Source organism: Pseudomonas sp. GL-B-12, assembly GCF_019955895.1.
Lineage (GTDB): Bacteria > Pseudomonadota > Gammaproteobacteria > Pseudomonadales > Pseudomonadaceae > Aquipseudomonas.
This window is the reverse complement of record NZ_JAHBCX010000026.1, coordinates 25,549-51,722: the sequence shown is the minus strand read 5'-3', so window position 1 is coordinate 51,722 and position 26,174 is coordinate 25,549. Positions and strand designations below refer to the sequence as shown.

Here is a 26,174-nt window from a genome sequence, read left to right as displayed (position 1 = left end):
CAGACATCCACCTCAAATGCGAATGAAGGGCTGCCTCTCTGTACTATTATTTTTGCGTATTCATTTACAGGGGGAAGCCAGTGAAACGCTTCATCCAAGGTGAACATCGAGGCCAAAGCACCTTACTTCCCGAAAGCCTCGACGACTACGTCAGCGATACCAATCCGGTGCGCGTAGTCGACGTCTTTGTCGACGAACTCGACCTGGTCAATCTGGGTTTTTAAGGTGCGATCCCAGCCGATACGGGCCGGCCTGCTTACCACCCGGCGATCTTGCTGAAGATCTACATCTACGGCTATCTCAACCGCATCCAGTCGAGTCGACGTTTGGAGCGAGAAGCTCAACGCAACATCGAGCTGATGTGGTTGACTGGGCGTTTGATGCCGGATTTCAAGACCATCGCCAACTTCCGAAAAGACAACAGCAAGGCCATCCGAGGCGTCTGTCGCCAGTTCGTCGTGCTGTGTCAGCAATTGGGACTGTTCGGAGAACATCTGGTCGCCATCGATGGCAGCAAATTCAAAGCAGTCAACAATCGCGACCGCAATTTCACCAGCGCCAAGCTGAAGCGGCGAATGGAAGAAATTGAATCGAGCATCAACCGTTACCTGACGGCACTCGATGCAGCTGATCGGCAAGAACCAACAGCTTCCGAGCCCAGCGCCGTGCGGCTGGAAGAGAAAATCGCCAAGCTCAAAACTCAAATGAAGGAGCTTCAGGCGATCGAAATCCAGCTCAATGAATCGCCGGATAAACAGGTCTCACTGACCGATCCAGACAGCCGCTCCATGATGACTCGCGGCACTGGAATCGTCGGTTACAACGTGCAGACAGCGGTCGATACCCAGCACCATTTGATCGTTGCGCATGAGGTGACCAACGTCGGTTCCGACCGCGATCAACTCAGCTCGATGGCCAAGCAGGCCCGCGAGGCGATGGCGTCAGAAACGCTTTCGGTAGTGGCTGACCGAGGTTACTTCAAAAGCGAAGAAATCCTGGCTTGTCACGATGCAGGCATCACCGCCTATGTGCCCAAGCCGATGACCTCTGGAGCCAAAGCAAACGGGCGTTTCAATAACGATGCCTTCATCTATGACGCGGCAAAAAACGAATACGTTTGCCCGGCTGGAGAGGTGTTGATTTGGCGCTATACCAACGTTGAAAAAGGCCTGACGTTGCACCGTTACTGGAGTTCCAACTGCCAGGGCTGCGAACTGAAATCGAAGTGCACACCGAGCAAGCAACGGCGAGTTCGGCGATGGGAGCATGAAGCCGTATTGGAGGAAATGCAGAACAGGCTGAGCAACGCCCCGGAGATGATGCGGATCCGAAAACGGACAGTTGAGCATCCCTTCGGGACGCTCAAGCAATGGATGGGCGCGACACACTTCCTGACCCGAAAGCTCAACGGGGTGAGCGCCGAGATGAGCTTGAACGTGCTCGCCTACAACCTGAAACGGGTCATGAAAATCATCGGTACCACTAGCTTGATGAAAGCGTTAACGGCGTAAAAACCGGTCTTTTTACCCCATCCAAAAGACTTTAAGAGGCAGCTGAGCCGTTTTAACTGTTCCTGAAAACGTCTTGACCTTGATCAGTTTGCGAAACGTGAGCACGGTCTCCTAGCATCTATATAGAAAACCCAATCTGACGTTTTTACACACTCTGGGCCGATTTCGGCCTGTTACGACGGGCCGCAATCGAGCGATTCGGTTGAAAAAGTCGACCCGGCCAAGTGGGGAATTGATCGAATCCAGGCGTATATTGATAGTGTCGATCCTGATAGTTGAGGCGATAGTCAATCGTCGGTGGTGTGACAGGCGAGAGCGCTGGGGGAGCTAGATAACCCGGAACGTTTGGAGGTGTTACATGAGCCAATATCAACGACTCTTTCTGATAGCTGGTCCAGCCATGCGTCACACCCCAGCGTTGGAGCGAGCTGTCGCCATTGCCGAAGCCACCGGCGCAGCGCTGCACATCACGGTGTTTATCGAAGACTCCAACCTCTTGGGTTTGATGAGCGCCAGTGCGCGTTTTCGTGAGGCTTGTCAGCAAGAGAACGAAAAGTGGCTGAAGGATGAAGCCGATCTAATCCGCGGGCGCGGGGTCATGGTGAGTACCGAAGTGCTTGTTACGCGAACCGCGCTGCAGGAAATACTTCAGCATGTAGCAGAAATGCAGCCGGATCTGGTTATCAAGGACGTGCAACACGAGTCAGCGCTCAAACGCGTTTTCATTACACCTCTGGATTGGCAACTGCTGCGCGAATGTCCGGTGGCTGTGCATCTGGTCAGCGATGTCAGGTGTCCACTTCCGCGGGTGGTAGTGGCGGCAGTCGATCCGTCACAACCCGAGACTCAGATCACTGGCATCAACGACCGCATCATCCAGGCGGCGAACGGGTTGTCTATGCAATGCAACGCGGAGCTGCATCTGCTGCATGCCTACGATCTATCGTTGACACATATATCCGACGCAGGCGCTGGTGCAGTGACGATGCCAGGCTTCAGCATCGATGTACGCAAGTCACTGCATAAGTCATTTACCGCATTGGCCGACCACTATGGCGTACCCATTGAGCGACAACACTTCGTTACAGGGCCGCCTGGCAAAGCGCTAGCCGACTTTGCAGCGCATCACCGGGCCGATGTGATCGTCATGGGAAATGCGCATCGCAAGGGTCTGGGCAAATGGGTGGGCAGTACGACGGAGCAGGTTCTGTATCAAGTGCCCTGCAACATTTTCGCCGTTACGGGTTCTGCGGAGCAGTGAATGGATTCGCTATTGAATGACTCGCAAAGAGCGCCTCAGCGACTGGGACGGGATTCTTTGCGGGCGCGTGTTGAGATATCCCGGTAGGTATCGCCAGCTCCAACCGACACTTTGCAGATGTTCAGCCAGACGAACACAAATCCATCCCTTTTCCCATGATTGCTCGCCCTTGTTCCGTCTCAGCAAGAACCACTTCGGTTGGATTGGCTATTGCATAAAAAATACGGCATACCTCTGGAACCATTTTGATAGTGTTTAACACGTTCCACCCATAGCGGTCGCTGGCGGACCTCAAGAGTTAATCTCGGACACATAGCAGTCAGTTCTCTGACTGTCCGTATATGGCTGCTGATTACGATCGGCTGTTCTCGAAGCCAAATGGTCCGTAACGGCGGCGAGTAAATGTTACGGAACTGAATCTGAGCTGCATCTCGTTTTCATCGTGGCGATAAGACGTACAAATAACGGGCACGATCTTAGCTGCGCAAGGGGATGCTGGCTTATTGTGATCTACACTCCTTGGGCGTGTGAGTTGGCGCTTCGCCACAGGATTTACTTAGTCGCCAAGTAAAGAGACAGACCTGAATTTCAGTTGGGTCGCGGTCTGGGTGGGGCATGCCAGTCGATCAGCAAAAACCCTTGTCTGGCAATCGTGTATCAGGCGAGTTCGACAACGCCTGGATTGAAGCCCTGATCGCCAACTTGACTTGGCACTACTGAAAAAAGTCGGGAGGGTTTCAGGCATTCAAATTACTTCACCGTGGTCATGAACACTCACGGTGCCAGCTTGCTCAAAACTAACGAGGTGGAAATGAACGGGAAGTCTAACCGGGGCTGGACAATGGCTGCGGCACTCGTCGTAGTGGGTTCAACGCTTCTCGCGGGGTGTGCGAGCAAGGCGGATTCGATCACGCAGGCAGACAAGGCCGATGTGGCCAAGGGCGTGCCCGCGCCGAGTCTCGAGCAGACTAAGGCGATCGCCGAGGAAGGCTTTATCTACGGCTTGCCGCTGGTCATGAACTACGCCGTGATGAACGAGTTTGCGGTGGACTCTAGTTCCAGCCAGTTCAAGGCCCCCTTCAACCAACTGCACAACGAGCATCGGGTCGCGACGCCCGCTGACACCGCCGTAATTACGCCAAACAGCGACACCCCATACTCGATACTCTGGACCGACCTGCGCGCAGAGCCTCTCGTGATCACGGTGCCGGCAGTCTCCAAAAAGCGCTACTACTCGGTGCAGCTAATCGACGGCAACACCTATAACTACGGCTACATCGGGAGCCGGGCAACTGCCAGCGCACCCGGGAGCTATCTGATTGCAGGCCCCGATTGGAAGGGTGCGACACCCCCTGGCATCGATAAAGTGTTCAATTCCACGACCCCCTTCGCACTGACGTTGATCCGGACCCAGTTGTTCAATCCAGCCGACATGCCGAATGTCGAGAAGGTTCAGGCGGGTTACAAGGTCCAGCCGCTTTCCGCTTTCCTCCATCAACCAGCGCCGCTCGCTGCCCCGAAGATTGATTTCGTACCGGCCACCACGGATGGCATCAAAGACAACTTCTTTGAGTACCTGTCGGCCGCGTTGGAGTATGTGCCGCCATCGGCTGACGACAAGGAGATCCGGTCGAAGCTGGCCAGCATCGGCATAGGCCCCGGCCGGAGCTTCGAATTCAAAGACCTATCGCTCGAGCACAAGGCGGTGGTCTTGCTGGGGATGAAGGCTGGCGACGAGAAGGTTGACAAGTTTCTCTCGAGCGGAATGAAAAATATCAACGGCTGGAACGTCGGCGCGTTCTTCGGCGACCAGGCATTCTACAAGGCCGACTGGCTGATGCGTGCCGGCGCCGCGAAGGGCGGCCTTTACGGCAATGACGCCGTTGAGGCGATGTACCCCTATACCCGCACCGACGGCAACGGCCAGACGCTGGATACCAGTAAGCGCAACTACACGCTCACCTTCCCGGCCGGCAAACTGCCGCCAGTCAATGCCTTTTGGTCGGTGACCATGTACGACGGCAAGAGCCAGCTGCTGATCAAGAATCCGCTCAACCGTTACTTGATCAATTCGCCGATGCTGTCGGCCATGAAGAAAAACGCGGATGGTTCACTGACGCTGTACATCCAGAAGGACTCCCCCGGCAAGGCCAAGGAGGCCAACTGGTTGCCGGCGCCTGATGACACGGTCTATCTGGTGATGCGTCTCTACTGGCCGAAGACCGCACCGCCTTCGATTCTTCCCGCTGGCGAAGGCAGCTGGCAGCCACCGGCGCTGGTGGTATCGAAGTAGTGCGACTCTTGCGACCCATTGCCGACACTCGCCGTAGGTCGGTGTCGGCCAGTGCTGCCTTTTTGCCAATAGCTGCCGATCATGACGGGCTGCTATTGGCCCAGAGTGTGTAAAAACGCTTCACCAAAATTGAAGTACGCGCATCTACGTTAAATCTGAAATTTATCGGCACGTCACAGATGTGGATTTCGCGTAGAAACGCGATTTCCAGTCCGATTTTGAGTACCTGTCGCGCTCAAAACCGTTTTTACACAGCCTCGGCCGATTGTTGCCTCTGGCTAGGGGCAGCAGTCAACCCAAAGCCGACGGTGGTGACAGGCAGAAAGCGGCCATTACCGGTAAGGTCTCGTCGTGCAGACGTAGAACCTTGAGTACCTCCATGTCGTCCTGGCGCGGAAGTCCCTGGTCGAGTAGTAGCAGTGCATACGAGGTGGTTTCCAAAGCGAGTACAGCAGCCTTACCGTCCGTGACCCAATCCACCGTGTATCCTTTCTGGCGCAAGCCTTTTTGCAAGCCGCTGCCGATCATCAGGTCGTCTTCTGCCAGTAATATTCGCATCGCCTGATCCCTCTCCTCACATCAGCAGTTCGTACTGCAGTGTGCCGAAGTCTTGACTCTGCGCATATCCCAAGGACATTGACTGGCCCTCAGTACTACGGATTATGGAACCCCGGTAGCACATTCATGCTGCTGTCGACTCGTGAACTTGGCGAATCCATCTGGCTCGCCACCGTACCTATGGACATGCGTTCCGGAACCGACACCGTGCTGGCGCGGGTATTTCACTTTATTGGTTGTGTACCGATTTTCGAGTAACTGTCCAAAGGCTGTGAGCTACAGTTGTACTGTCTCCTCTCCAGGGTTTTCAAGTCGTTCGGCTTAGTCAACAGCTTAGGGCCAGGCCTTGTCGAGGCCATGGCTACTCAATCCGATAGTCGAGCACGACTGATGAACTCTTGATACATCCTTTAGGAAAACCGGTGCGATGTATCAAGACGATTCACATCTGGCGTCATTGATGGCTGCAGCCCAGCTCGGCGATCAGGCAAACTACACGCGACTATTGCGCGAGGTTACCCCGATCCTGCGTAGGCTGGCCAGCCAGGGGTGGCCGATGGGTAGCCCCGCCGATATTGAGGACGTAGTTCAGGACACGCTGCTGACACTTCATTTAATCCGCCATACCTATGATCCAACTCGCCCTTTCATGCCGTGGCTGATGGCGATCCTGCGGCGGCGCCTCGTGGACGGTGTGAGACGTCGCTCGCGAACAGACCGGAAAGAACTCGTGATTGACGCGCTCGACGTAACCTTTGCGGTCGAGCCGACGAATGATACTTACGAAACCCCGGTGGACACGGAAACGCTGGGAAAGGCTATCGCCTCGCTTCCTCAAGGGCAGCGGCAAGCAATCGAGCTGCTCAAGCAGCGGGAAATGTCGCTCAAGGAGGCGTCGGCGGCGACCGGGATGAGCATTGCAGCGCTCAAGGTGGCCACTCATCGAGCGTTGAAAAGACTTCACGACTTGCTGCTGATGAAGTGACATGAAAACCGATGAACTTATCGATGTGCTCGCGGCGGATCTGAAGCCGGTTCGACACCTGCCTCCCCCCATCTGGCGTTTGATCGGGTGGCTCACCGTATCGGTGCCAGTCTTGGCGCTTATGGTCGCCGTAATGGGGATGCGCGCAGATATCGGGGTGAAGCTCGCCGAGCCGAATTTCCTTTCGCAGGAACTGGCATCGCTGGCCACGGCGTTAATAGCTGGCTGGGCCGCGCTCGTCACCTGTGTGCCGGGTGAACCGGGCTGGAAACTGTGGACACCCGTGGCTCCGCTGACCCTCTGGATAGCGACCCTGGGCCATCAGTGTTGGGACGAGTGGATACGCTTGGGGTTGAGCGGGATGGCGTTTCATTCCGACCTCATGTGCCTGCCGGGTATCGCGATGACCGGCGCTGTCCCGGCACTGGCGATCGTGCTGGCGATCCGGCGTGGTGCACGCCTGCCCACTCCCGGAGCGGTGTGGTGGGGCAGCCTGGCGGCTGCGGCACTCGCCAATGTGGCACTGCGGCTTTTCCATCCGGAAGACGCCGCGTTGATGGTAATCGTTTGGCAATTTGGCAGCGTACTGCTGTTCATGACCCTGCTTTCGCTGTGCCGACGCTATCTGGTTCCGGAACGGACGGTGTGCTCCCTTCACTGATCGGGCTGTCTCGCGGCAGGCAATGCGTCCTTCGTGATCGACCTGTAACCTTTTGCCTCCGATGACGAAGTATTGGTTATCGGTCTCGCATCGAGGCCGCTCACGTCAGGAACCTGGGCTATGAACCGTCGACTTTACGCCGCCACCACGTTGTCTGCCGCAATGGGGCTGGCGCTCGCGATGCAGGGTATACCGGCCGGCGCGCAGGAGATGAAAGACATGTCGAATGCGCCACCGATCGTGAAAGAAAACATGATGAACATGCAGAAAAATCACCTCGAAAAATGCTACGGGATCAATGCCGTAGCGAAAAACGACTGTGCCGAAGGCACCCATTCCTGCGCTGGCCAGGCCACCCAGGCACGCGACACGAAATCGTTCGTGCTCTTGCCCGCCGGGGTGTGCGGCAAGATTGCGGGCGGGGCAATGAAATCCGCCTGATCGACGGAGAGCGCGGCATGAGTCTGTCTCAATTCGGCCGATGTGCGACGTCTGGCCCGATCCCGCCTTCGGCGGGGGTCGGGCTGCGCTTCCCGCATCATCAGGTCTTCGTCGATACGCGTCCACCGGCCGGATGGCTGGAAGTGCATGCTGAAAACTACATGGGGGGCGGCACGCCGTTACGCTATCTGGAAACGCTGCGGCGCGACTATCCTGTCTCGTTTCACGGGATCGGACTGTCACTGGGCAGCGCGGATGGGCTCGACCCGATCCATCTTGAGCGCCTGCGCCTTGCAAGCGAGCGCATCGAGCCCGGCCTGATATCGGAACACCTGTCGTGGAGCGTAGTCGGACACACGTATCTCGCTGATCTCCTGCCTCTACCGATGACGGAAGAGGCGCTTGACGTCGTCTGCCAGCACGTCGAGCAGACGCAGACGCGGCTGGGTCAGCGCATTCTGGTCGAGAACCCATCGACCTACCTGCAGTTCAGTCATTCAACAATTCCGGAATGGGAGTTTCTGTCAACCGTCGCCGCGCGTACGGGCTGCGGAATTCTGTGCGACGTCAACAACATCTATGTGAGCGCGCAGAACCACGGCTGGGATGCGTCGGCCTACCTGCGGGCATTGCCGCCGGCCGCGATTGGCGAGATTCATCTGGCGGGCCACTCAGTCGTGGTGCTCGATTCCGGCTCCATGCTGCGCATTGACGACCATGGCTCACGGGTCGCACCTGCCGTCTGGTCGCTCTATGAAGAAGCGCTGGCCTGTTTCGGCCCGGTTCCGACGTTAATCGAGTGGGATACCCATATCCCTTTGCTGGACGTGTTGATCGAAGAAGCCGCGCACGCCGAGTGCTGCCTCATGCATTCAGCGCAAAGGAACGATCATGCCGTCCTTGCGTGAGTTGCAGGATGCGGTGCGGCGCAGCATTGTCGACTGTGACAATGTCGATGCCATGGCGCACGTCGTTGCCGACGGGATCGCTGCGCAGGAGCGTCTGTCGGTCTACCGCAACACCTTCACGCAAACCCTGATACGCGCGCTTCGCCTGTCTTACCCGGCTGTCGACCGGCTGGTGGGCACTGAATTTTTCGACGCAGCGGCACGCGAATACATCGTGCAGCAGCCCCCCCGCAGCAGCTACCTCGATGAATTCGGCGGCGATTTTGCGGGCTTTCTCGAACGATTTGCGCCGTGCGCGTCGATACCTTATCTGCCCGATGTGGCACAACTCGAATGGGCCGTCAGCTGCGCCCTTCACGCAGCCGATGCACCGGCGCTGACGATTGCGTCACTGCGTGCAGTCGAGGCTACGCAATACGCTTGGCTCAGCTTTGTGCCTCACCCATCCGTCAGCATGATTCGAACCGGCTACCCTGCTGACACGATCTGGCATGCGGTGCTCATGGATGATGACGCGGCGTTGGCGGCGATCGACCTGTCGGGCTGTCCGACTTACCTGATGGTTCAGAGGGGGAGTTCCGGCGTTCAGGTTGACCGCGTCGACGGGACGGTCTGGCGCTTTAGCCGTGCGCTGTGTTCGGGATGCATGCTGGGCCTTGCCCTCGACGATCATCCCGGCATCGATGCCACTGTGGCATTGGCCGGTCTCCTGGCACAAGGGTGCTTTGCCGGGTTCAACCTCGCATCGCATACAGGGCCAATTCAATCGCTAACGGAGTTGCCATGAGCCACCCGACTGCGCCGCGCGGGCCAACCCTCACGCTTTACCTGCATGCCTTGCACTGGCTCGAACGCATTCCCTATTGGTTCCTTGCCATTGTGTTACGACTAGCAGTGGCTACGGTGTTCTGGAACTCGGGCATGACCAAACTCGCCAGCTGGGACACGGTTATTGCGTTGTTCACCGACGAGTACCAGTTGCCGCTACTACCGCCGGAAGTGGCGGCGTATATCACGGTATCGATCGAACTCACGTCACCGGTACTGTTGATCTTCGGTCTGCTCACCCGACCCACGGCCGCCGTCCTGCTGGGCATGACGACGGTCATCGAGGTATTCGTCTATCCACTGGCGTGGCCAACCCATATCCAGTGGGCCGCCATGCTGCTGGTACTGCTGGCGCGCGGCCCCGGCAGACTCTCGCTGGACGGGTTAATTCGCAAGCACCTGCTAGGCGACGCCTGATTGCAGCATTGTAACCGGGTGGAGAACTGCGCGTACCCGGATGCCTTTGCCGGACGCTTACGCGGACTTGACCAGCACGCGTCGTAATCATGGCCGGCAGAGAGCGACCCGTTGCAGCCAGTCGCGACAGGCTCAAATTGGCCACAGGACACCTGAGTGAGTGATCTGCCCCGCTGCCGGTCGCGAGATATGCCGGCTAATCGTCTGGCGCGGCGAGTATGAGACGCTGCTCGAGTGGCTGGAGGCTTGGCTCACTGACCTACGTCGCTGGTACTACGGACCGAGATAGCGCGGTGCGGGTGGTCTAGAGACAAGGGTGAGCTGTGGCGCAGGGTTGCGAGGGGTCCATTCGGGTTCTGACAGTCCTGGCGCCCATGGCCTGCCCGAGGAGGCTCGCGATTGGAAATGGTTTCACCCCTTCGCCACTCCGCCATTACCAGCGGATCGACGGTGTCGATACGCCAGCCTTACGCCTTCTTTGGATAGTCCAGCCCTACTTTTGTTGGCTTGGTCTTGCCGATGCCCGACCACGACTTCGTATTGAACCTGAACTCGACGATAGCGCAGGTCGGCATCTGGTTGATCTCGCTCGTGAGGTGATGCGCGAGCTCGGCCAACTCGGGGTTGTGACCGACCAGCATCACGCGCTTCAGTTTGTCGCCAAGCTCTTGAATGACGTCGAGCAAGTTATCCATCTCGCAAGCATAAAGCCGATCATTCACCACGATATCCTTACTCCTGCAATCGAGCATCTTTGCGATGACCTCCGCAGTCGCAAGCGCGCGTGTCGCTGGGCTCGACATGATCATATCGAGCTTCACATTGCGCTCCGCCAGTCGCTTACCCATCTTCGCCACATCGCGTCTGCCCCGATCCGCCAATGGTCGGTCTCGGTCGGGTAACGAAGTATCGTCCCAACTCGACTTGGCGTGACGAACGAGGAATAGCGTTTTCATTGCACTTATCCTGGACGTGCTCGGGGGAGAGCCCATTCCTATTGGATGCGATGCTTGAGCGGCGCAATCGCAAGCGGCCTTCGGCTCGTAGCCGAAGACCGCATCCACGACGACATTGATTGAACCTACATCACTACCGTCTGCTTGCAAATGGGATTTTCACCTGAGGGCTCGGTCATGACCAGGAGGGCTCCCCATGGCGAAAATCGTCTATCGGATACCAGCCGCGACTGGCAGCTCCTGGCCGTTCTCTACCGGTCATGTCTCGACGAATCTTGCTGGTCAAATACGGTGCACATGACTGGTCAGGTCGAATACAAATGGGGGCAAGCCCGCGCAATTACCCAGCTGTGATCTGAAAATGGCCGAGAGGAAATTCTCATGCTCTGAGGACTCCATTCAAAGCATTTGGTCAAGTCCCATGCAAACAGCTGGTCAGTTCCAACGCAAATGGGTGGTCAGATGCAATGCAAACGGGTGGTCAAGTAGGGTGCAATTTTGCAGTTGCCAGTCCTGCGCAATGTAGAAGCAGTGTACGAGACGGGTAAGGAGCGCCGGGTAGAGCGCTGGGAACATGAAGCCATAGTCGATGCGATGCAGGTACGGCTGGAAAATGATCCAACGATGATGAGACGTCGTCGACAGACCGTTGAACATCCTTTTGGAACGCTCAAATACTGGATGGGAAGTACCCACTTCCTGACTAAAACCCCGCCGAGAGTAAGCACTGAGATGAGCCTTCATGTGCTCGCCTACAACCTCAAACGAATGATGAGCATCTTCGGCATCGCAGGATTGCTTAAAGCGATCAGGGCGTGAATCCAGCAACTTGATCGTCCGTGAATAGCTGTTTGGGCCGCTGACGCGGCCCAAACAGCATTACGAACGCCTATGTCGCTGACTAGTGGTATTCGCGCTTTCGCCTGCTGGTTTCGCAGGTAACGCACCCAACTCTCAGTTTTCGACGTGTTCAGTGCGTTTTCACACAGCCTGGGTCGATTTCTGCCCGTCACGAAGGGCTGCAATCGCCTGTGGATTCAACCGGTCGATGCAACAGATTGGCTCAATCGTTCAGCGGGTGTGTCGTAGTTCAGTGTTTTCCGAGGGCGGCGATTTATGCCACGGATAGCCCTTCGCGCTGAGTTGAAAGGCGTAATCGAATAAACGCTTCATGTACTCGCCATCGAATTTCTGATTGTGCGGAAAGTAAAAGTCGGAGCCAATGTACGCAAGATTGAAATCCGCTCCATCCTGCTGCGCCATACGGTAAATTCGCTCCAGGTCGCTGATCCCCTGAGTTTGAATCAATGCACTGATAGCTCGACCACCGATGCTCAATGTACGGCGTTTCGTCCCAGACCATTGCGGCTCCAGTGTCCCATTACGAATGACATAGAAATGACGTTCGAGTCGCAAAGGTGCTCCGGTGGCTCTGTTCAGCGCCATCTTGGTGCCAGGTGGGTAAAGGAACACCTGAGTGATTACCCCTCCGTCCACATGCATTTCCTGAAACTGTTTGCCGTCAACGTCCACATCGATCATGACGGGTGAGACCGCGCCGGGAATACTCATCGACGCGATCATGATGTTGCGGAAGAGGTCGAGCGCTCCCGGTGCTTCGCTAGAGGCAATAGTGCCCATGTTCCAAGTGACTGGCCGCCCTGAATCAAGGTCGGTTGTGCCGATCAGCAGGATTCGTCCTTTGGCGTATTCCGACGCAATCGCCGCAAGAGTCTGCGCAGTGACGTACTTTGTAATGAGCCGCGACAGTGGCTTGCTGTCCGCTATACCGTCGCTGGCAAGACGGGTTAACACGTTTCGCGAATGAAAAACGTCTTTTGGACCGATGGCGTTGGCGATATACCGAATGACGTCGTCGTACCCGGATCCCAGGTAAGCGAATGGGGCGACCAGGGCGCCCGCGCTAATGCCCGTGACGACCTTGAACATGGGGCGAGTCCCATGCGTGGTCCACCCCGTAATGAGTCCTGCTGCGAATGTGCCTGCGTCACCGCCTCCCGAAACTGCCAGCATATTTGCCAGCGGCAGGATGTTGTTCGGTTTCCCTGCCTTGGCGAGCGCCTCGCTCTCGCGTTTGTTGCCCTCGGTTGCATCCTGAATGAACGGAGTCAGGTCGTGGTCCAACCAGTAGCGAGCATTGGGAATGCCTGGGATGACCGCTTTTTCCGTTAACGTTTGCGGCACAGCATCACGGCGTGGCAAGCCCCCTTGCAGGAACATGTTCAGAGTTGAGGCGCCAGGTCTGAGCGGGAATGGTTTCAAAACGCCTCCTCCGGCCCCTGCAGTCGACAGCAAGCGCGCTCATCGTACCCGAGAAAGTCCTTGCCCATGGTGCCCGAGATGACTAAACGCCAGCCGACTGCGACACGTCATTCGAACGCCAGGCTGCTCATTTTGCGCTCCTTTACATGATAAAAAAACTCATTGGCCGCGCGCTCCAGGTTCTATACCAAAGCCCTTGAAATCTCCAGGTTATGGGGCAGAACGTGATATTCAGGACGGGTCACATCTCAAAAGGAACAGTGTTTGCACAAAATTTTCGGCGTTCCTCTGACGAGTTTCTCCATCAACTCGCGCGCGCTGTCGTGATGAATCAGCGCCGACACATCAGCTGATCTCCAAGGATGCGATCTTGCCGTTGTCGAGTACAAAGGTGTAGGTGAGTTCGACGGGGCTACCTGGAAAGTTCCCGCTCAGCCGAGCGAGCAGGGTGACAGTCTGTCCTTCCTGCGAGCTGCTCAAAGGTTCGATACTGTATTGGTACTTGGCCTGCGAGGCTTGCTTCCAGGCTTTGATAGCCTCCAGTCCCTTGTAGGTGTGGCTTTCGTCGCGCACGGTGGCGTCTGTGGCGAAACAGCGCTCTAACACCTCGATGTCGGTACCTTTTTCGCCCGCAAGGTAGCTGGCGAGCGGTTCAGGCAATTCGATTTTCATGGCGCATTACCTCGCTGATGAGAGAGTTGCTTCACCCAAATACTCGCTACAGGGTTACCAAATGGCAAGAACGCACGAAAAAGTAAGTTAGGTAAATATGAGAGCGATTTACACTCCGTCGACCGCCGCCTGCAGCGTGGAAGCCGTGCTCCGGCAACTCGAAGGCCGCTGGAAATGGGTGATCAGTCAGGGGCATTAGCCTCTGAAGCAAATGAGCTGGATGCAGCCTCAATCCGCTCTTGCAGTTGAGCGACATATGTTTGAGCATCTTCCAGGTTCTTGAACGATACAGGAGTGTCGTCAAGCCAGACTTTGCAACCGCTTCCTTGTTCATTTGTTTCAATTTTGACATTCATCTGCAGCGTCCTTATGCGTTTGGTGCGGCGGAGAGTAGCGCACTTTTAATGTGCTTCAAAATGAAACAAAGGCTCTAGAACAACGCTTTCGTTGAATCGCCGCATGTTTCGTTGACACTACTCAATGACTGCTCCTGGCCGAGAGCCGCCTCTGGCCACGTGCAGAAATCAGTCAGAAGTGAACGCTTGGCGCCGGTACCTACGGCCAGATTCGAGCCAAAGACGTCCTGAGGTATCAGACATAAAGCCGTAGGGTCACCTCACAGCCGCAGCCGTAAGGTTTCAAACAGCGCGCGGTCTTCCTTTTTGGCCGAGCGCGCATGGCGCCGAATGACCTGCAACAGGCATTCGGTGAAGCAGACCGCCGGATTGCTCAGTGCGCCATTGCGGCGCGTCACGATGCTCAGCTGTCGGGGCTCGAACTGCTCGGTCAGCCCCAGGGATACCACTCGCCCCAGAAATGGCGGGGCTGTGCTCACGATGGACGGCCCCCAGGTGCACATGTCGGCCCGCTCGACCATCATCTGCAAAATGGCCAGCGAATGAGCACGCACGATTCGATTCTCATCAATCTGCGCGCCGTGTTTCCAGAACAGTTCCTGCATCAGCCCATCGTGCCCGTCCGGCGCGTAGTTCAGAGTCCAGTTTTCTTCCAGTAACTCATGGATCGATCGCGCATGCTGTCGGGCGTGACCCTCGCGGACCAGCACCGAGGTCTGGTAATCGAGCAAGGTTTCGCAGGCGAATTCCTGGGTCGATTGTGTGGGGTGGAGTTGGCCAATCGCGAAGTCCATGCTGCCGTCGCGCAGCAGCGGTTGGGCAACGGCCATCAGGCTTTCGAACAGTTCCAGCTTGATTTGTGGCATACGTTCGCGAAAAGCCAACACGACTTCGGGCAGGAAGGTCAGGGCGACCCATGGGGTGATCCCGACGCAGAGCCGGCCTTGAGCCTTGCCACGCATGTGATCAAGCTCGGTCTGTGCGTGCTCCAGTTGCTTGATCACCAGCCGGGCGTGAGTCAGCAGCACTTTGCCGTATTCGGTGAAGTTCAGACCGCTTGCGGTTCGGGTAAACAGCGGTAGCTGTTGGCTGGTTTCTAACTCGCGCAGCGCTTTGGTCACAGCGGCCTGGGAAATCTCCAGCGAGCGAGCGGCCGCGCGGATACTGCCGGTTTCGGCGCTGGCAATCAGCGCCTGTAATTGATGCAGTTTCATCTGCTCACCCTGGTGACAACTCATGGTTGTCATCATAACCAAACTGCGTCTCCCCAGCCCTGCGTCCGTTCCCTAAGATCGACCTCAACAGCGCTTTCGCTGCTGCACAGCCCCTGTCGAAGGAGAACACCCATGAATGCCGGCCTGGTCCTGCCTGGTATTGCCGCGATGCAAGATGAAATGATCGCGATACGTCACAGCATTCACGCGCACCCTGAACTGGGTTTTGAAGAATTCGCCACCAGTGAGCTGGTTGCAGCGTGTTTGACTCAGTGGGGCTTTGAGGTCAGTACTGGGGTGGGCAAGACCGGGGTCGTTGCCACCCTGAAAAATGGCGAGGGTCGGTCCATTGGCTTGCGCGCTGACATGGATGCGTTGCCGATACAGGAAACCTCCGGTTTGCCCTATGCCAGCCGGCTCGACGGTGTCATGCATGCCTGCGGTCACGACGGTCATACAGCAGTCCTGCTGGCAGCCGGTCAGCATCTGGCCCGGACACGGGCATTCAACGGCACCGTGCACCTGATTTTCCAACCGGCGGAAGAAGGGCTGGGCGGTGCCAGGAAAATGCTCGAGGAAGGGCTGCTCGAACGGTTTCCGTGTGACGCGATCTTCGCCATGCATAACGTGCCGGGTTATCCCGTCGGGCATTTGGGTTTTTACAGCGGACCGTTCATGGCGTCTGCCGACACGGTGAACATCAAAATCATCGGCAACGGTGGCCATGGCGCGGTGCCGCACAAAGCCGTCGACCCGGTGGTGGTCGGTGCCTCGATCGTGATGGCCCTGCAAAGCATCGTCTCGCGCAACGTTAACCCGCAGGAGATGGCGATTATCACGGTGGGCTCCCTGCATGCCGGGAGCGCCTCGAATGTCATCCCGTTCAGCGCCGACCTGAGCCTGAGCGTACGCGCCCTGACCCCCGAGATTCGCCACTTGCTGGAGGTCAGAATCACTGAATTGGTCAAGGGCCAGGCCGAGAGTTTTGGCGCCCGGGTCCACATCGATTACCAGCATTGCCATCCGGTGTTGATCAACGATCCCGAACAGACAGCATTTGCCCATGAAGTCGCCCGCGACTGGCTGGGAGAGGAGCACCTGATCGATGACTTGCGACCGTTCACGGCCAGCGAGGACTTTGCTTTTGTCCTGGAAAAATGCCCCGGCAGCTATCTGGTGATCGGCAATGGCGAGGGAGAAGGCGGGTGCCTGCTGCACAACCCCGGCTACGACTTTAATGACGGCTGCCTGCCGGTGGGCGCGAGCTATTGGGTCAAGTTGGTCGAACGTTTTCTGTGTTGAGACGGCGCATTTTCGCCCGTTGTGCCGGTAAAAAATCTGCGGCCTGAAGAGGAATAAAAATGAACAAGATGATTGCAGCCGTTTCCCTGGTGTTCCTGACGGCCTCGAGCCTGGCGGGGGCGGCCGACTGGTCTGGCAAAGTGTTGAAGCTGGGGGTGGACCCGACGTATCCACCGCTGGAATACAAGAACCAGGATGGCACGCTGACCGGCTTCGGGGTCGACATCGCCGAGGCGTTGTGCGCCGAACTGAAAGCCCGATGCGTCTGGGTGGAAAGCAGTTGGGACGGGATGATCCCGGGACTGCTGGCGCGCAAGTTCGATGCGGTGGCGTCTTCGATGACCATCACACCCAAACGCCTGGAGCAGATTGCGTTTACCGACAAGGTGTCCAATGCACCGGCACGGTTAGTGGTCAAACGTGGATCGGGATTACAGCCGACCCTCGAATCGCTCAAGGGCAAACGCATTGGTGTGGAGCAGGGCTCGACACAGGAGTCCTATGCCAAAGCGGTTTGGGGTTCCAAAGGCGTGGACGTTCTTTCCTATCAGAATCAGGATCAGGTGTACGCCGACCTGGTCGTGGGGCGACTTGATGCTTCGTTGCAGGGTTCCATTCAAGCCAGTTACGGCTTCTTGAAAACAGCGGTGGGTAAGGACTATGAATTTGCCGGTGCCACTCTGGATGACCCTGGTTTCTTCGGTGTCGGTGATGGCCTTGGTCTGCGCAAGGACGATGTCGCGTTGCGCGAAGACTTGAACAAAGCCCTGGCAACCATTCTCGCCAACGGTACTTACGCGCGGATCAACGACAAGTACTTCGATTTTGACGTCTACGGCGCCCAGTAACGCGTCGTCGTTAGCTTGAGCAGGGCGCTCGTTCGAGCGCTCTATTGCCCCCTTCACCTCACCCTGACAAGAACAAGGAGAGTGAGATGCTTCTGGAAGGTTTTGGCCCGCAGATTCTGCTGGGTACCCTGGCTACCATCAAACTGGCGTTTTGTTCATTGCTGATCGCCGTCCTGGCCGGGAGCCTCAAGTAGTTACATTTCGATTTTCCAGGCGTGAAGGATAATTTCGAATACTAGCGCCAGCAGAGCAATCGACCGACCACTTCTGGCCGTTATCTACCTGATGCAAAAGCCGGTTATCCATGGCAACGCAGCCGGTACGATGCGCGCGGCTATCGGTTCAGCAGAGGTGCCAGCAATGCACACATGCCGCGCCAGTGCGAACCCTCCCAGTAAACCTGTTGGCAGGCGTCGCAGCGCAGGAAGTGCGAATAGAGGGCGCCAATGCGTGGCGGCACCTGCAGCCGTGCCAGTTCCGGGCTGATCTCGTGCAGCGGCAGGTTGCAATGAAGGCACAGGCTGAATGGCCGCGCGCTACGCGCCAGGTCGAGGCGCTCGTACAGTTCGCGCAGCTGCAGCGAAGGTTTCAGGGCATGCACGTAACAGCCGTGGCTGATGATCCGCCGCTTGAGCAGTTCGCGGTCGCGGGTCAGCACGATACGTCCTTGCTGCGCAGCGATCTCGGCGATCTCGCCATCCTCGAAGCCATTGTCGTAGAGGGTGTCGAAGCCGCTCATGCGCAGCAGGCTGGCCAGCCCGCCAAGGTGCGCATCAGCGACGAAGCGCAGCACCCGTAAAGGTTGCGCACGAACCTTGAGCAGCGGGCTGATATCCAGCGCTTCGAACTTGGGATACACCGCCAGCCGGTCACTGTCGAGGATCACCCGCTCCAGGCCCACCGACTCGCCGTTGAGCAGCACCAGCTCGACCTCGGTGTGCGGTACCCCGAGCGCCTCGATCATGTGCTTGACCGTCGCCCCTCGCGCGCACTCGCAGGTGAAGGTTTGCCGCCGCCGTTCGGCCGGCAGGAAATCGTTGAGCTCATCAAAGAAGCGGAAAGTTGCACTGGTCATGTTGAACAGTATGGCAGGGCTGCGGGATGTGCGAGTCTGGTCCGGACATCACCCATCTCGCTTGGGAGTGATCGACTTACCTGCTTATCACGAATTAGCCACTACAAAGCCTGTAACAGTGCGCCCGAAATCATTCCCGAAAAAGTAGTCTCTACCGGACCGGTCAGGACGACAGGTCCCACTCCATCCCATTGAACCGTTACAGTTCCGCCATCACATTCAACCTCAACGCAATTGTCTAACAAGCCGCGACGAATGCCGTTTACAGCAGCGCCACAAGAACAGGAACCTGAACCAAGCGGAATCGCTCCCCAGCGCTCCCAAATGCGCAAACGAATGTGCTTTGGGTCAATGATCTGGACGAAATGCACGTTCGTCCTGAGGGGGAAAAGGGGGTTGGTTTCAATGGTCGGCCCGATTGTCGCTATATCCACAGCTGCAAGATCATCCACAAAATAGGTGCAGTGCGGATTTCCCATGCTGCAAGCTGTTGGGCTACCCGCAAGTGGTAAATCAACAGTATTCATTTCCACAGCCAGAGGAATAACCGACCAGTCGAAAAGTGGTACTCCCATGTCGACGGAAATTGCGCCGGTTGAGGTCCGTTCGCAAGTGAGCAGGCCACGGTTGGTTCGCAGCGTTATCGACGCAGTATTTGATTCACGCATCAACATATCCGCGGCACCCCGCGTTGCGCTGCCACAAACGTCCAGTGTGGAGCCATCTGCATTCCAAAACATCAAGCGCGCATCTGCATCATCGTCATCGAGCACCACCGCGAGTTGATTGAACCCGACTCCTCGGTTCCGGTCACCCATTCGCCGAGCCATGCGGTCTGTCATTGGATTGAACGAGTTACGCGAGTCCACGATAACGAAGTCATCGCCATTGGCGTGCATTTTATGAAACCTCAGCGGCATAAATTGACCCTGGCAATGAGAAATGGAATGAGTTGATGTTTGAAGTCGATCTATCCCCATTCACATGGTTTTTGCAAGCTGTGTGGAAGCTCAAGAGGGGGAGGTGCCTGGCAGACAATTGCGTTGCGCAGTCAATCTTCAGGTACAGACAGTCCGTTTTTGGCCGATTACTGCCTTCCACGACCGGCTGAAACCGGCCAGAAGTGGTCACCTCTGCGCTTCACAAGCACGACTCTCAGGCGCGCTTGGGGAGCTTCCAGTTCGGGCGGATGAAGTGGCATGTGTAGCCATTCGGTATACGCTCGAGGTAATCCTGGTGCTCCGGTTCCGCTTCCCAAAAAGGTCCCGCCGGTTCGATTTCGGTGACAACCCGGCCTGGCCACAGGTGTGAAGCATCGACATCGGCAGCGGTGTCCTCGGCGATGTCGCGTTGCTGTTCGCTGAGGTAGTAGATCGCCGAACGGTAGCTGGGGCCCAGGTCATTACCCTGACGGTTGGGCGTGCTGGGGTCGTGTATCTGGAAGAAGAACTCAAGGATCTGCCGGTAGCTGATCACGGCAGGGTCGAAGACGATCTCGATGGCTTCGGCGTGGTTGCCATGGTTGCGGTAGGTGGCATTCGGCACATCGCCGCCGGTGTACCCGACCCGCGTGTGCAGCACACCGGGATAGCGCCGCAGCAGATCCTGCATGCCCCAGAAGCAACCTCCGGCGAGAATGGCAGTTTCGGTTTGTCTGGTCATGGTCTGTCGTTCCTCTCGGAGGAGTTGGGTATAGCCATTGTTATGAGGGCGTGTTGGCCAATTCCAAGGTTTCGCGCAAACAGAACGGGAAAGACTGTAGTTGGCCGATTGATGCCTGTCGTGACGGGCACGAATCGGCCCGAAGCGGCCGGTCGGATGATCGAGGCCAGCCCAAAAGCGGACGTCTTAATTAGCGATCAGGTTGGTATCTACAAATCGGTAGGTGAACTCCATTGGGTCGGCAGTCAATCCCTTCTGCTGCATGTGTTTGGAATAGGAATCCCACGCGGCGTTGATATGGCTGGGAAGCTCATCTGGAAGATCCATCTGCTCGGCGACTATTTCAAACCACGTTCCTTGGGTGGCATAGGTCTCGCGTAGTTTGGGCTCCAGTTGAGCCAAGGCGTTCAATTGCTCTGGCTCAATCCTGCCGATGGATTTTAAAACGTAGAAATCCAATAGCTTTAGAAATGGTTTGCCTTCGTAGCGACTCACAGACGAATGGGGCAGAATTATTTTCCGTACCCCAAACGACTGCTTTTGGCCGATTGTTGCCTGTCGCGAACGCAGCCACCGACCCATAACGGACCCCGCCCTAAGTGCTTCAATTCAAGCTTGGTATTACCTTGAAACCTTTAGCGGGGCTGATATAGGATGGCTGAAGGAGATGGCATTCCTCCTTTAACCGCCTTCGTGCTGATGATGCCTACGTGAACCCTGGACTGGGCGCGTAGGTGTGTCGCCCTGTCCTCCTACTTAGGACAGGATCGTGATTTCAATCTCTCCGTTCATCCCCCATCTGTTCATCCAGTTGTCAGAGATTTCTCGCCTATTCATGCCGATAGGAGACGCGCAGCTATGCTGAAGTCATTGCTCGTTATCGCTATCGGCGCATCACTTGGGGCCTGGTTACGCTGGTTGCTGGGTATCAAACTCAATGCCCTGTTCCCAACTGTTCCGCCGGGCACCCTGATTGCCAACATGGTTGGGGGATACATCATCGGTTTGGCGATTGCCTTCCTAGCCGCAACGCCATCGCTGAGCCCCGAATGGCGACTACTGATCATCACCGGCTTCTGTGGGGGGCTGACAACCTTCTCTACGTTCTCAGCTGAAACTGTCACCTTGATTCAGGAGGGCAGATTGTTTTGGGCGATTGGTGCCATATCGCTCCACGTCGCTGGCTCACTGGCGATGACTGCCGCAGGACTTCTCTCGTTTCAATTTGGCACACGCTAAAGAGGTGATCAGTCATGAAAGGGTTTCTGGTGATTTTCTTTACCCAACAGAACCGCCGTCATCATGGAAAAATGCTCGGTGACTGGCTTGTCGATCTGGCCAAAGAAATGGGGCTGCGTGGAGCCACTCTGGCAACCGGTATTGAAGGCTTCGGACATTCGGGAAAACTGCATTCCTCGCATTTTTTTGAGCTGGCTGATCAGCCAACCGAGATCCGTCTGGCAATTACTGAAGAAGAGTTCACTCGCTTGTTTGAGCGCCTTGCGGCCGAGGAAATTTCCTTGTTCTACATAAAAGCCCCAATTGAATTTGGAGCCGTTGGCATGCGGGCTGATCCAGCCGATCGCGTAGGTTGAAATGTGAGCATGTGGGATTGCCGCAAGGAGATGCCTGCTTTTGGCCGATTTCTGCCTGCCACGACCGGCTGAAACCGACCCATAGCTGCCCGTCTGACTTCGTCATATGAGTGAAACTGGGGCATTCGCTTCTTGGTGAGCCTCATTTCAATGCTCGAAGGTGCCTACAACTCCGAGAGTGATTCAGATCTCCAATGTCGGCATGGCAGATGTCGCGACACGTTTACGATGCTGAAAACGTGTCGCGTTCTATCGGGGTATTTGGGCCGACTGCGACTAAGAAAAAGTGAGAAAACCCATCTTGGCCTGGCTGGTTAAGGGGGGGACGCCATGATGGTTACCGCCTCCTCAAGCCTGCTGTCAGACCCAGCCCGATTATTGCTTAAGTTGCCAGGCTGTTGAGCTAGCCGCCGCCTTGAATTTAACACGGTTTTCTGGCGTGGCCGGTGGTTCTGAGTCGCCAAAAATTGCTTTGAGCCAGTGGCCATCAGTAGGGTTCGGAAAGATAATAAACTTGCGGCCGAACTGCTCTTTGTCTTCGGTCATAAGGCTATTGCGTTGTTTAACGTCAGCGACGTAGTACTTGCGCTTAAAGTCGTTGAGGTTGTCACCAAGCATCACCACCACATCGTAATCCTTGGCGATCTCTGATTGACGCGGCTCCTTGTTGAGCTCAATGCTGGTGTCGTATTTCTAGATTAATCAGGCGTAATTCCTGCCTTTGCTTGTAACAAGGGCGGAGCGAATTGAGTAACCACCAGTTTCAGGGATGCATCTGCGTGGCCGCTTTTGAGCCTGCTAGCATTGGACGTCAGTGAGCCAGAAAAAAGGGCGGGCAATGGAGATAAGAAAAGTAGGGCCGAGTGATTTGAATCATCTCCGTAAGTCATTGAGTCAGGCAGGACTGCCCGACAGTGATGTCAGCGAACCAGATCGACAGTTTTACCGGTTTGAAGTGGATGGGAAATGGGTTGCTTATGGAGGGCTCGAGGGTACTGGTTCCGATCTGTTGCTGCGCTCAATAGTCGTTTGTGAGACGTATCGTGGAGTGGGGCTGGGTAAAGCGGTGTTGTCTGAACTGGAACGGTATGCTGTCTCTCAAGGTGCAGTCCGATTGCACCTGTTGACCCAAAGTGCTACTGGTTTTTTTACTGTCAATGGGTACGAACTGCTCGGCAGGGACGAGGCACCTACGGCTATCACCCAGACAGTTCAATTCAAGCATTTGTGCCCTGCATCAGCGAGCTATCTGCGCAAGTCTCTTAACGTTCCCCCTTGTACTGAGTAAGTCATTGATGTGCTTTAGGTCGAAGGCTGCAAATCTCTGTTTCTGGCCGATTGATGCCAGTCGATAAGGGGCAATCGACCCATTGCAGACATTTACCGGCGCAACAATCAGCCGAATGACGATCACTGTCACTCATGTAGAAAGCCCAGCGCCAGGCTGGGCTTCGGTGAGCCGGTCTCCTCACATCTGCGGAGGCCAGTTATGTGATTCACCTTGGCATTCCTTGCACCAGGCGTAGAGCGCGTCATACATGATCAGACCGTGTGCCAGCATTTCATGGTCGTCGGCAAAGCACCGTGATAACCCTAGTGACATCGCGTACAGCCCAGCCGATTGTGGGGTCATCTCCAGGTGTGAGGTGTCAGCGCCACGCACGATTTTGGCCAGATACTGCAAGGCTGGCTCACTGAGTTGGTACTTTTTCAGGAACGCATCGAAACTGCACAATTCGCCCTCATGAGTCAGCTCAACGCCGGGAATATCGTAGGGTGCAGCGTCTTTCTCCGCTGCAACCCGCAGCACATCGGCGCTGGGCACGTATAGAAACTCGGGCTGTGGATCTATGAAACGGCTGATTAGCCAAGGACAGGCAATACGGTCAATCTTGGGTCGTTCACGGGTAACCCACCTCATAAGACACCTCCTGCCTAGCTCAGTAGGCTGGGTGATCGGGCGAGCCCAATGCCCGCCAGAGATTGCTAATCAACGGGTGTTCTCTAGCGCAGCAGATGCACTGCCAAGCCGACGAGCGCACAGCCCATCAACACTTGGATGACGCCCCGCTTGAAGCGAAACAGGGCAATCGCGGCGGCAATCGCGATCAACGCTGAAGGCCAGTCGAGGTTGCCGCCCAAGCCCTTTGGCCAAAGCACGTGATAGCCGAAGAAGCAAGCCAGATTGAGGATCACTCCAACCACTGCGGCCGTAATGGCGGTGAGTGGCGCAGTGAATTTGAGTTCGTTGTGGGTCGACTCCACCAGCGGGCCACCCGCGAGGATGAACAGGAACGACGGCAGGAACGTAAACCAGGTCACCAAGGCGGCCGCGACAGCGCCAGCCAGAAACACCTGATCGGCCCCGAAAACTTGCGAGACATAGGCTCCGACAAAACCCACGAAGGCCACCACCATGATCAGCGGCCCAGGTGTGGTTTCCCCTAGAGCCAAGCCGTCGATCATCTGAGTTGGGGTTAGCCAACCATAGTGACCGACCGCGCCTTGGTAGACATACGGGAGCACAGCGTAGGCTCCACCAAAGGTCAGCAATGCCGCCTTGGTAAAGAACCAGCCCATTTGGGTCAAGGTGCCTTCCCAACCAAAGACAACCGTCAATATTCCCATCGGTAATGCCCATAACCCGGTGCCTATCAGTGCCAGCATTGCCAGTTTTAACCAACTGAACCGGGCATGTTCCGGGGACGGGGTGTCATCATCAATCAAGGCCGGACCGAAGGACTTTTTCGTAGCGCTATGGCCACCGGTTCTGAACTTCTCGGGCGCCAGACGTCCGCCGACATAACCGATCAATGCGGCTCCCAGCACAATCAACGGGAACGGAACATTGAACGCGAAGATTGCGGTGAATGACGCCGCCGCTATCGCCCACAACCAATTATTTTTCAAAGCCCGAGAGCCGATCCTATGGGCCGCCTGCACCACAATGGCCGTCACGGCGGGCTTGATCCCATAGAAGAGCCCGGCCACCACAGGTACTTCGCCGAACGCGATATACATCCACGACAGAGCGATCAGGATGAACAATGAGGGCAGCACAAACAGTGCCCCCGCAATCACTCCACCCCAGGTTCTATGCATCAGCCAACCGATGTAGGTTGCCAACTGCTGGGCCTCCGGCCCAGGCAGCAACATGCAGTAGTTGAGGGCATGCAGGAATCGGCGCTCGGATATCCAGCGCCGCCGCTCTACCAACTCCTGGTGCATGATCGAAATTTGTCCCGCTGGCCCACCGAAGCTAATAAAGCCGAGCTTCAGCCAAAACCAAAACGCCTCACGCAAACTGATCGCTTCCGGCCTCGACAGATCCTCTTCAACCATTGATGCCAAAGCCTTATTCATTAGGCTGTTCCTCTTTCACAAACCCGGCGAGCAGGCCGTCGAAGATGGCGCTCGCAGCAGCCAGCAAATGGTCGTCGTGGCTAATGGTTTCACGTAGCCCTGCGAGCACGCGCTCGATGCCGGCAGCCTCCACCGGTTGAAAGCCTCCGACATCGAGGTAATGCACCAAAGCCGCAATGCGGTTCAGGCCGGACTCTTGAAGCTCAAAGCTGGCTTGCAAAGTTTCGAAGCTCACGCGGTTGCCGACATGGCTGAAAGCGGCGTCATCGAAGTCGAAGCCCAAGGCATCGGCCGGACAGTCCTGTGGCGTGTCCAGCCAGAGGATTTGAGCGTTAGGGTCAATGAAGCGGCGGATTAACCAAGCACAGGCCAGGCGGTCAACCCAAGGACGCTTACGAGTTGCCCAAACACGCCCCTGATAATCGCTACGGTTGAGTGCCGTTATGGGTTGATTGCGGCTGTGTGGCTCGTCTGAAGACAGGGCTCTGCTGACGGCGATCTCAAGCTCCTGCAAGGCTACGTCAATCTGCTGCTTCGGCTTACCTGGGAAGTAATCGATGTTGGTCAGCTGGTCGTAGGTTTTGCGCAGTTTGCGAATCTGTTTCGTGATGGCCAAAGCGTTTTCAGGGTTGAGTTGCCCACGACATTCTTCGATCTCTGTGTGTAGCTTGCTGTAGTCATCGCTACGGTCGAACAACTCGACAAAACGCTCACCGTTAGGATCTATGACAGGCAGGATAAATGCGGTGCCATTGATGGCCAGGATGTCGCGCTCGACTGCTGCGAGCGCCTCACGACAGACACCAGTATCAGGCAGCAGATAGGCGCCATCACGCAGAACCGCGGCGCCAGCAGCTTTCAGAGCACGCCAGGCTCGCATGCGTTCGGTGGCATTAGCGGTTGGTAAACCAAGAATCAGAGTTAACCAGTTTTTCATGTAGAGTTAGCTACTTATTATGTAGTAATAAGTACATTACTCTTGATT

The 26,174-nt window shown here is 56.4% G+C and carries 26 protein-coding genes, 6 pseudogenes and 1 riboswitch; of the genes and pseudogenes, 16 read left to right on the top strand and 16 right to left on the bottom strand.

Features of this window, described 5'->3' with window-relative positions:
* Positions 1–80: 80 nt before the first annotated feature.
* A pseudogene (locus tag KGA85_RS15850) lies at positions 81–1,511 on the top strand (IS1182 family transposase).
* 358 nt (positions 1,512–1,869) lie between these two features.
* Complete coding sequence (locus KGA85_RS15845) at positions 1,870–2,772, top strand: universal stress protein (protein ID WP_223460644.1); 903 nt, start codon at positions 1,870–1,872, stop codon at positions 2,770–2,772.
* Between the two features lie 130 nt (positions 2,773–2,902).
* On the opposite strand, the pseudogene KGA85_RS15840 reads toward KGA85_RS15845, so the two are convergent.
* Positions 2,903–3,046 (bottom strand): annotated as a pseudogene (locus KGA85_RS15840) (adenosine-specific kinase); the annotation flags it as partial.
* A gap of 567 nt (positions 3,047–3,613) precedes the next feature.
* Here KGA85_RS15840 and KGA85_RS15835 point away from each other — a divergent pair.
* Entirely contained in the window at positions 3,614–5,065 is a 1,452-nt protein-coding gene (locus KGA85_RS15835) for a DUF1254 domain-containing protein (protein WP_223460643.1), read from the top strand.
* Between the two features lie 291 nt (positions 5,066–5,356).
* Here KGA85_RS15835 and KGA85_RS15830 read toward each other — a convergent pair whose 3' ends face one another.
* The gene (locus KGA85_RS15830) at positions 5,357–5,623 is read right to left on the bottom strand and encodes a response regulator (protein ID WP_223460642.1); all 267 of its coding nucleotides are present in this window, start codon (positions 5,621–5,623) and stop codon (positions 5,357–5,359) included.
* A gap of 126 nt (positions 5,624–5,749) precedes the next feature.
* Between KGA85_RS15830 and KGA85_RS31145 the strand changes: the two genes are divergently transcribed.
* From KGA85_RS31145 to KGA85_RS15800, 7 genes are all read left to right on the top strand, one after another.
* Complete coding sequence (locus KGA85_RS31145; protein ID WP_263287435.1) at positions 5,750–5,881, top strand: hypothetical protein; 132 nt, start codon at positions 5,750–5,752, stop codon at positions 5,879–5,881.
* Between the two features lie 169 nt (positions 5,882–6,050).
* A complete protein-coding gene (locus KGA85_RS15825; protein WP_223460641.1) occupies positions 6,051–6,608 on the top strand; it encodes a sigma-70 family RNA polymerase sigma factor in 558 nt (185 codons plus the stop codon).
* Between the two features lies 1 nt (position 6,609).
* Positions 6,610–7,269, top strand: coding sequence for an NrsF family protein (locus KGA85_RS15820; RefSeq protein ID WP_223460640.1), 660 nt, complete (start codon positions 6,610–6,612; stop codon positions 7,267–7,269).
* Between the two features lie 120 nt (positions 7,270–7,389).
* Positions 7,390–7,710, top strand: a complete 321-nt coding sequence (locus tag KGA85_RS15815; protein WP_223533653.1) for a DUF2282 domain-containing protein — start codon at positions 7,390–7,392, stop codon at positions 7,708–7,710.
* A 17-nt stretch (positions 7,711–7,727) separates the two neighbouring features.
* On the top strand, positions 7,728–8,618 hold the full coding sequence (locus KGA85_RS15810) for a DUF692 domain-containing protein (RefSeq protein WP_223460636.1): 891 nt from the start codon (positions 7,728–7,730) through the stop codon (positions 8,616–8,618).
* Positions 8,602–9,405, top strand: a complete 804-nt coding sequence (locus tag KGA85_RS15805) for a DUF2063 domain-containing protein (protein ID WP_223460634.1) — start codon at positions 8,602–8,604, stop codon at positions 9,403–9,405. Before KGA85_RS15810 ends, KGA85_RS15805 begins: the two co-directional genes overlap by 17 nt.
* The gene (locus KGA85_RS15800) at positions 9,402–9,863 is read left to right on the top strand and encodes a DoxX family protein (protein ID WP_223460632.1); all 462 of its coding nucleotides are present in this window, start codon (positions 9,402–9,404) and stop codon (positions 9,861–9,863) included. The genes KGA85_RS15805 and KGA85_RS15800 overlap by 4 nt, the downstream gene beginning before the upstream one ends.
* 467 nt (positions 9,864–10,330) lie before the next feature.
* Here the strand turns inward: KGA85_RS15800 and KGA85_RS15795 are convergent, their stop codons facing one another.
* Complete coding sequence (locus KGA85_RS15795; RefSeq protein ID WP_223460630.1) at positions 10,331–10,819, bottom strand: SixA phosphatase family protein; 489 nt, start codon at positions 10,817–10,819, stop codon at positions 10,331–10,333.
* Positions 10,820–11,365: 546 nt separating this feature from the next.
* Between KGA85_RS15795 and KGA85_RS15790 the strand changes: the two are divergent.
* A pseudogene (locus tag KGA85_RS15790) lies at positions 11,366–11,638 on the top strand (transposase); the annotation flags it as partial.
* Between the two features lie 218 nt (positions 11,639–11,856).
* Here the strand turns inward: KGA85_RS15790 and KGA85_RS31435 are convergent.
* From KGA85_RS31435 to KGA85_RS15770, 5 genes and pseudogenes are all read right to left on the bottom strand, one after another.
* Positions 11,857–11,988: pseudogene (locus tag KGA85_RS31435) on the bottom strand (IS30 family transposase); the annotation flags it as partial.
* Between the two features lie 322 nt (positions 11,989–12,310).
* A pseudogene (locus KGA85_RS31430) lies at positions 12,311–12,853 on the bottom strand (patatin-like phospholipase family protein); the annotation flags it as partial.
* A 594-nt stretch (positions 12,854–13,447) separates the two neighbouring features.
* Entirely contained in the window at positions 13,448–13,774 is a 327-nt protein-coding gene (locus tag KGA85_RS15780; protein WP_223460629.1) for a nuclear transport factor 2 family protein, read from the bottom strand.
* Positions 13,775–13,956: 182 nt separating this feature from the next.
* Complete coding sequence (locus KGA85_RS15775; RefSeq protein ID WP_223460626.1) at positions 13,957–14,130, bottom strand: hypothetical protein; 174 nt, start codon at positions 14,128–14,130, stop codon at positions 13,957–13,959.
* A 260-nt stretch (positions 14,131–14,390) separates the two neighbouring features.
* The gene (locus KGA85_RS15770) at positions 14,391–15,380 is read right to left on the bottom strand and encodes a LysR substrate-binding domain-containing protein (RefSeq protein WP_411741655.1); all 990 of its coding nucleotides are present in this window, start codon (positions 15,378–15,380) and stop codon (positions 14,391–14,393) included.
* A 96-nt stretch (positions 15,381–15,476) separates the two neighbouring features.
* Here KGA85_RS15770 and KGA85_RS15765 point away from each other — a divergent pair, with 96 nt between their 5' ends.
* The gene (locus tag KGA85_RS15765; RefSeq protein WP_223533654.1) at positions 15,477–16,646 is read left to right on the top strand and encodes a M20 aminoacylase family protein; all 1,170 of its coding nucleotides are present in this window, start codon (positions 15,477–15,479) and stop codon (positions 16,644–16,646) included.
* A 59-nt stretch (positions 16,647–16,705) separates the two neighbouring features.
* Positions 16,706–17,494, top strand: coding sequence for an ABC transporter substrate-binding protein (locus tag KGA85_RS15760; protein WP_223460623.1), 789 nt, complete (start codon positions 16,706–16,708; stop codon positions 17,492–17,494).
* Positions 17,495–17,828: 334 nt separating this feature from the next.
* Here the strand turns inward: KGA85_RS15760 and KGA85_RS15750 are convergent, their stop codons facing one another.
* The 4 genes from KGA85_RS15750 to KGA85_RS15735 all read right to left on the bottom strand — a co-directional run bounded on the left by KGA85_RS15750 (position 17,829) and on the right by KGA85_RS15735 (position 20,813).
* Positions 17,829–18,569, bottom strand: a complete 741-nt coding sequence (locus KGA85_RS15750) for a Mut7-C ubiquitin/RNAse domain-containing protein (RefSeq protein WP_223460621.1) — start codon at positions 18,567–18,569, stop codon at positions 17,829–17,831.
* Between the two features lie 101 nt (positions 18,570–18,670).
* A complete protein-coding gene (gene dapF, locus KGA85_RS15745) occupies positions 18,671–19,489 on the bottom strand; it encodes a diaminopimelate epimerase (protein ID WP_223543212.1) in 819 nt (272 codons plus the stop codon).
* Between the two features lie 235 nt (positions 19,490–19,724).
* Complete coding sequence (gene msrA / locus KGA85_RS15740; protein ID WP_108215682.1) at positions 19,725–20,231, bottom strand: peptide-methionine (S)-S-oxide reductase MsrA; 507 nt, start codon at positions 20,229–20,231, stop codon at positions 19,725–19,727.
* A 186-nt stretch (positions 20,232–20,417) separates the two neighbouring features.
* Entirely contained in the window at positions 20,418–20,813 is a 396-nt protein-coding gene (locus tag KGA85_RS15735; protein ID WP_223460617.1) for a hypothetical protein, read from the bottom strand.
* A gap of 72 nt (positions 20,814–20,885) precedes the next feature.
* Positions 20,886–20,947: riboswitch (Fluoride riboswitch) on the top strand.
* 142 nt (positions 20,948–21,089) lie between these two features.
* Between KGA85_RS15735 and crcB the strand changes: the two genes are divergently transcribed.
* Both crcB and KGA85_RS15725 read left to right on the top strand, forming a co-directional pair.
* On the top strand, positions 21,090–21,470 hold the full coding sequence (gene crcB / locus KGA85_RS15730) for a fluoride efflux transporter CrcB (protein ID WP_095964982.1): 381 nt from the start codon (positions 21,090–21,092) through the stop codon (positions 21,468–21,470).
* Positions 21,471–21,484: 14 nt separating this feature from the next.
* On the top strand, positions 21,485–21,826 hold the full coding sequence (locus KGA85_RS15725; protein WP_223460615.1) for a DUF190 domain-containing protein: 342 nt from the start codon (positions 21,485–21,487) through the stop codon (positions 21,824–21,826).
* Positions 21,827–22,201: 375 nt separating this feature from the next.
* Here the strand turns inward: KGA85_RS15725 and KGA85_RS15720 are convergent.
* A pseudogene (locus KGA85_RS15720) lies at positions 22,202–22,495 on the bottom strand (HAD family acid phosphatase); the annotation flags it as partial.
* A gap of 145 nt (positions 22,496–22,640) precedes the next feature.
* Here KGA85_RS15720 and arsN2 point away from each other — a divergent pair.
* Positions 22,641–23,114, top strand: a complete 474-nt coding sequence (gene arsN2 / locus KGA85_RS15715; RefSeq protein WP_223536156.1) for an arsenic resistance N-acetyltransferase ArsN2 — start codon at positions 22,641–22,643, stop codon at positions 23,112–23,114.
* 180 nt (positions 23,115–23,294) lie between these two features.
* Here arsN2 and KGA85_RS15710 read toward each other — a convergent pair whose 3' ends face one another.
* From KGA85_RS15710 to KGA85_RS15700, 3 genes are all read right to left on the bottom strand, one after another.
* The gene (locus KGA85_RS15710; protein WP_223459406.1) at positions 23,295–23,747 is read right to left on the bottom strand and encodes a chromate resistance protein ChrB domain-containing protein; all 453 of its coding nucleotides are present in this window, start codon (positions 23,745–23,747) and stop codon (positions 23,295–23,297) included.
* A gap of 83 nt (positions 23,748–23,830) precedes the next feature.
* Positions 23,831–25,189, bottom strand: coding sequence for a chromate efflux transporter (gene chrA / locus KGA85_RS15705; RefSeq protein ID WP_223459404.1), 1,359 nt, complete (start codon positions 25,187–25,189; stop codon positions 23,831–23,833).
* A complete protein-coding gene (locus KGA85_RS15700; protein ID WP_223459402.1) occupies positions 25,182–26,126 on the bottom strand; it encodes a chromate resistance protein ChrB domain-containing protein in 945 nt (314 codons plus the stop codon). Before KGA85_RS15700 ends, chrA begins: the two co-directional genes overlap by 8 nt.
* Positions 26,127–26,174: the final 48 nt, after the last annotated feature.

Coding starts and splice junctions, on each gene's coding strand:
- dapF (WP_223543212.1), bottom strand. CDS start 19,489: ATGCCGCTGAGGTTTCATAAAATGCACGCCAATGGCGATGACTTCGTT.
- KGA85_RS15845 (WP_223460644.1), top strand. CDS start 1,870: ATGAGCCAATATCAACGACTCTTTCTGATAGCTGGTCCAGCCATGCGT.
- KGA85_RS15815 (WP_223533653.1), top strand. CDS start 7,390: ATGAACCGTCGACTTTACGCCGCCACCACGTTGTCTGCCGCAATGGGG.
- KGA85_RS15835 (WP_223460643.1), top strand. CDS start 3,614: ATGGCTGCGGCACTCGTCGTAGTGGGTTCAACGCTTCTCGCGGGGTGT.
- KGA85_RS15810 (WP_223460636.1), top strand. CDS start 7,728: ATGAGTCTGTCTCAATTCGGCCGATGTGCGACGTCTGGCCCGATCCCG.
- KGA85_RS15700 (WP_223459402.1), bottom strand. CDS start 26,126: ATGAAAAACTGGTTAACTCTGATTCTTGGTTTACCAACCGCTAATGCC.
- KGA85_RS15770 (WP_411741655.1), bottom strand. CDS start 15,380: ATGATGACAACCATGAGTTGTCACCAGGGTGAGCAGATGAAACTGCAT.
- chrA (WP_223459404.1), bottom strand. CDS start 25,189: ATGAATAAGGCTTTGGCATCAATGGTTGAAGAGGATCTGTCGAGGCCG.
- msrA (WP_108215682.1), bottom strand. CDS start 20,231: ATGACCAGACAAACCGAAACTGCCATTCTCGCCGGAGGTTGCTTCTGG.
- KGA85_RS15750 (WP_223460621.1), bottom strand. CDS start 18,569: ATGACCAGTGCAACTTTCCGCTTCTTTGATGAGCTCAACGATTTCCTG.
- KGA85_RS15725 (WP_223460615.1), top strand. CDS start 21,485: ATGAAAGGGTTTCTGGTGATTTTCTTTACCCAACAGAACCGCCGTCAT.
- KGA85_RS15735 (WP_223460617.1), bottom strand. CDS start 20,813: ATGGGTCGGTGGCTGCGTTCGCGACAGGCAACAATCGGCCAAAAGCAG.
- KGA85_RS15805 (WP_223460634.1), top strand. CDS start 8,602: ATGCCGTCCTTGCGTGAGTTGCAGGATGCGGTGCGGCGCAGCATTGTC.
- KGA85_RS15820 (WP_223460640.1), top strand. CDS start 6,610: ATGAAAACCGATGAACTTATCGATGTGCTCGCGGCGGATCTGAAGCCG.
- KGA85_RS15710 (WP_223459406.1), bottom strand. CDS start 23,747: ATGAGGTGGGTTACCCGTGAACGACCCAAGATTGACCGTATTGCCTGT.
- KGA85_RS15825 (WP_223460641.1), top strand. CDS start 6,051: ATGTATCAAGACGATTCACATCTGGCGTCATTGATGGCTGCAGCCCAG.
- KGA85_RS15760 (WP_223460623.1), top strand. CDS start 16,706: ATGAACAAGATGATTGCAGCCGTTTCCCTGGTGTTCCTGACGGCCTCG.
- KGA85_RS15780 (WP_223460629.1), bottom strand. CDS start 13,774: ATGAAAATCGAATTGCCTGAACCGCTCGCCAGCTACCTTGCGGGCGAA.
- KGA85_RS15830 (WP_223460642.1), bottom strand. CDS start 5,623: ATGCGAATATTACTGGCAGAAGACGACCTGATGATCGGCAGCGGCTTG.
- KGA85_RS15795 (WP_223460630.1), bottom strand. CDS start 10,819: ATGAAAACGCTATTCCTCGTTCGTCACGCCAAGTCGAGTTGGGACGAT.
- KGA85_RS31145 (WP_263287435.1), top strand. CDS start 5,750: ATGCTGCTGTCGACTCGTGAACTTGGCGAATCCATCTGGCTCGCCACC.
- KGA85_RS15775 (WP_223460626.1), bottom strand. CDS start 14,130: ATGAATGTCAAAATTGAAACAAATGAACAAGGAAGCGGTTGCAAAGTC.
- crcB (WP_095964982.1), top strand. CDS start 21,090: ATGCTGAAGTCATTGCTCGTTATCGCTATCGGCGCATCACTTGGGGCC.
- KGA85_RS15800 (WP_223460632.1), top strand. CDS start 9,402: ATGAGCCACCCGACTGCGCCGCGCGGGCCAACCCTCACGCTTTACCTG.
- KGA85_RS15765 (WP_223533654.1), top strand. CDS start 15,477: ATGAATGCCGGCCTGGTCCTGCCTGGTATTGCCGCGATGCAAGATGAA.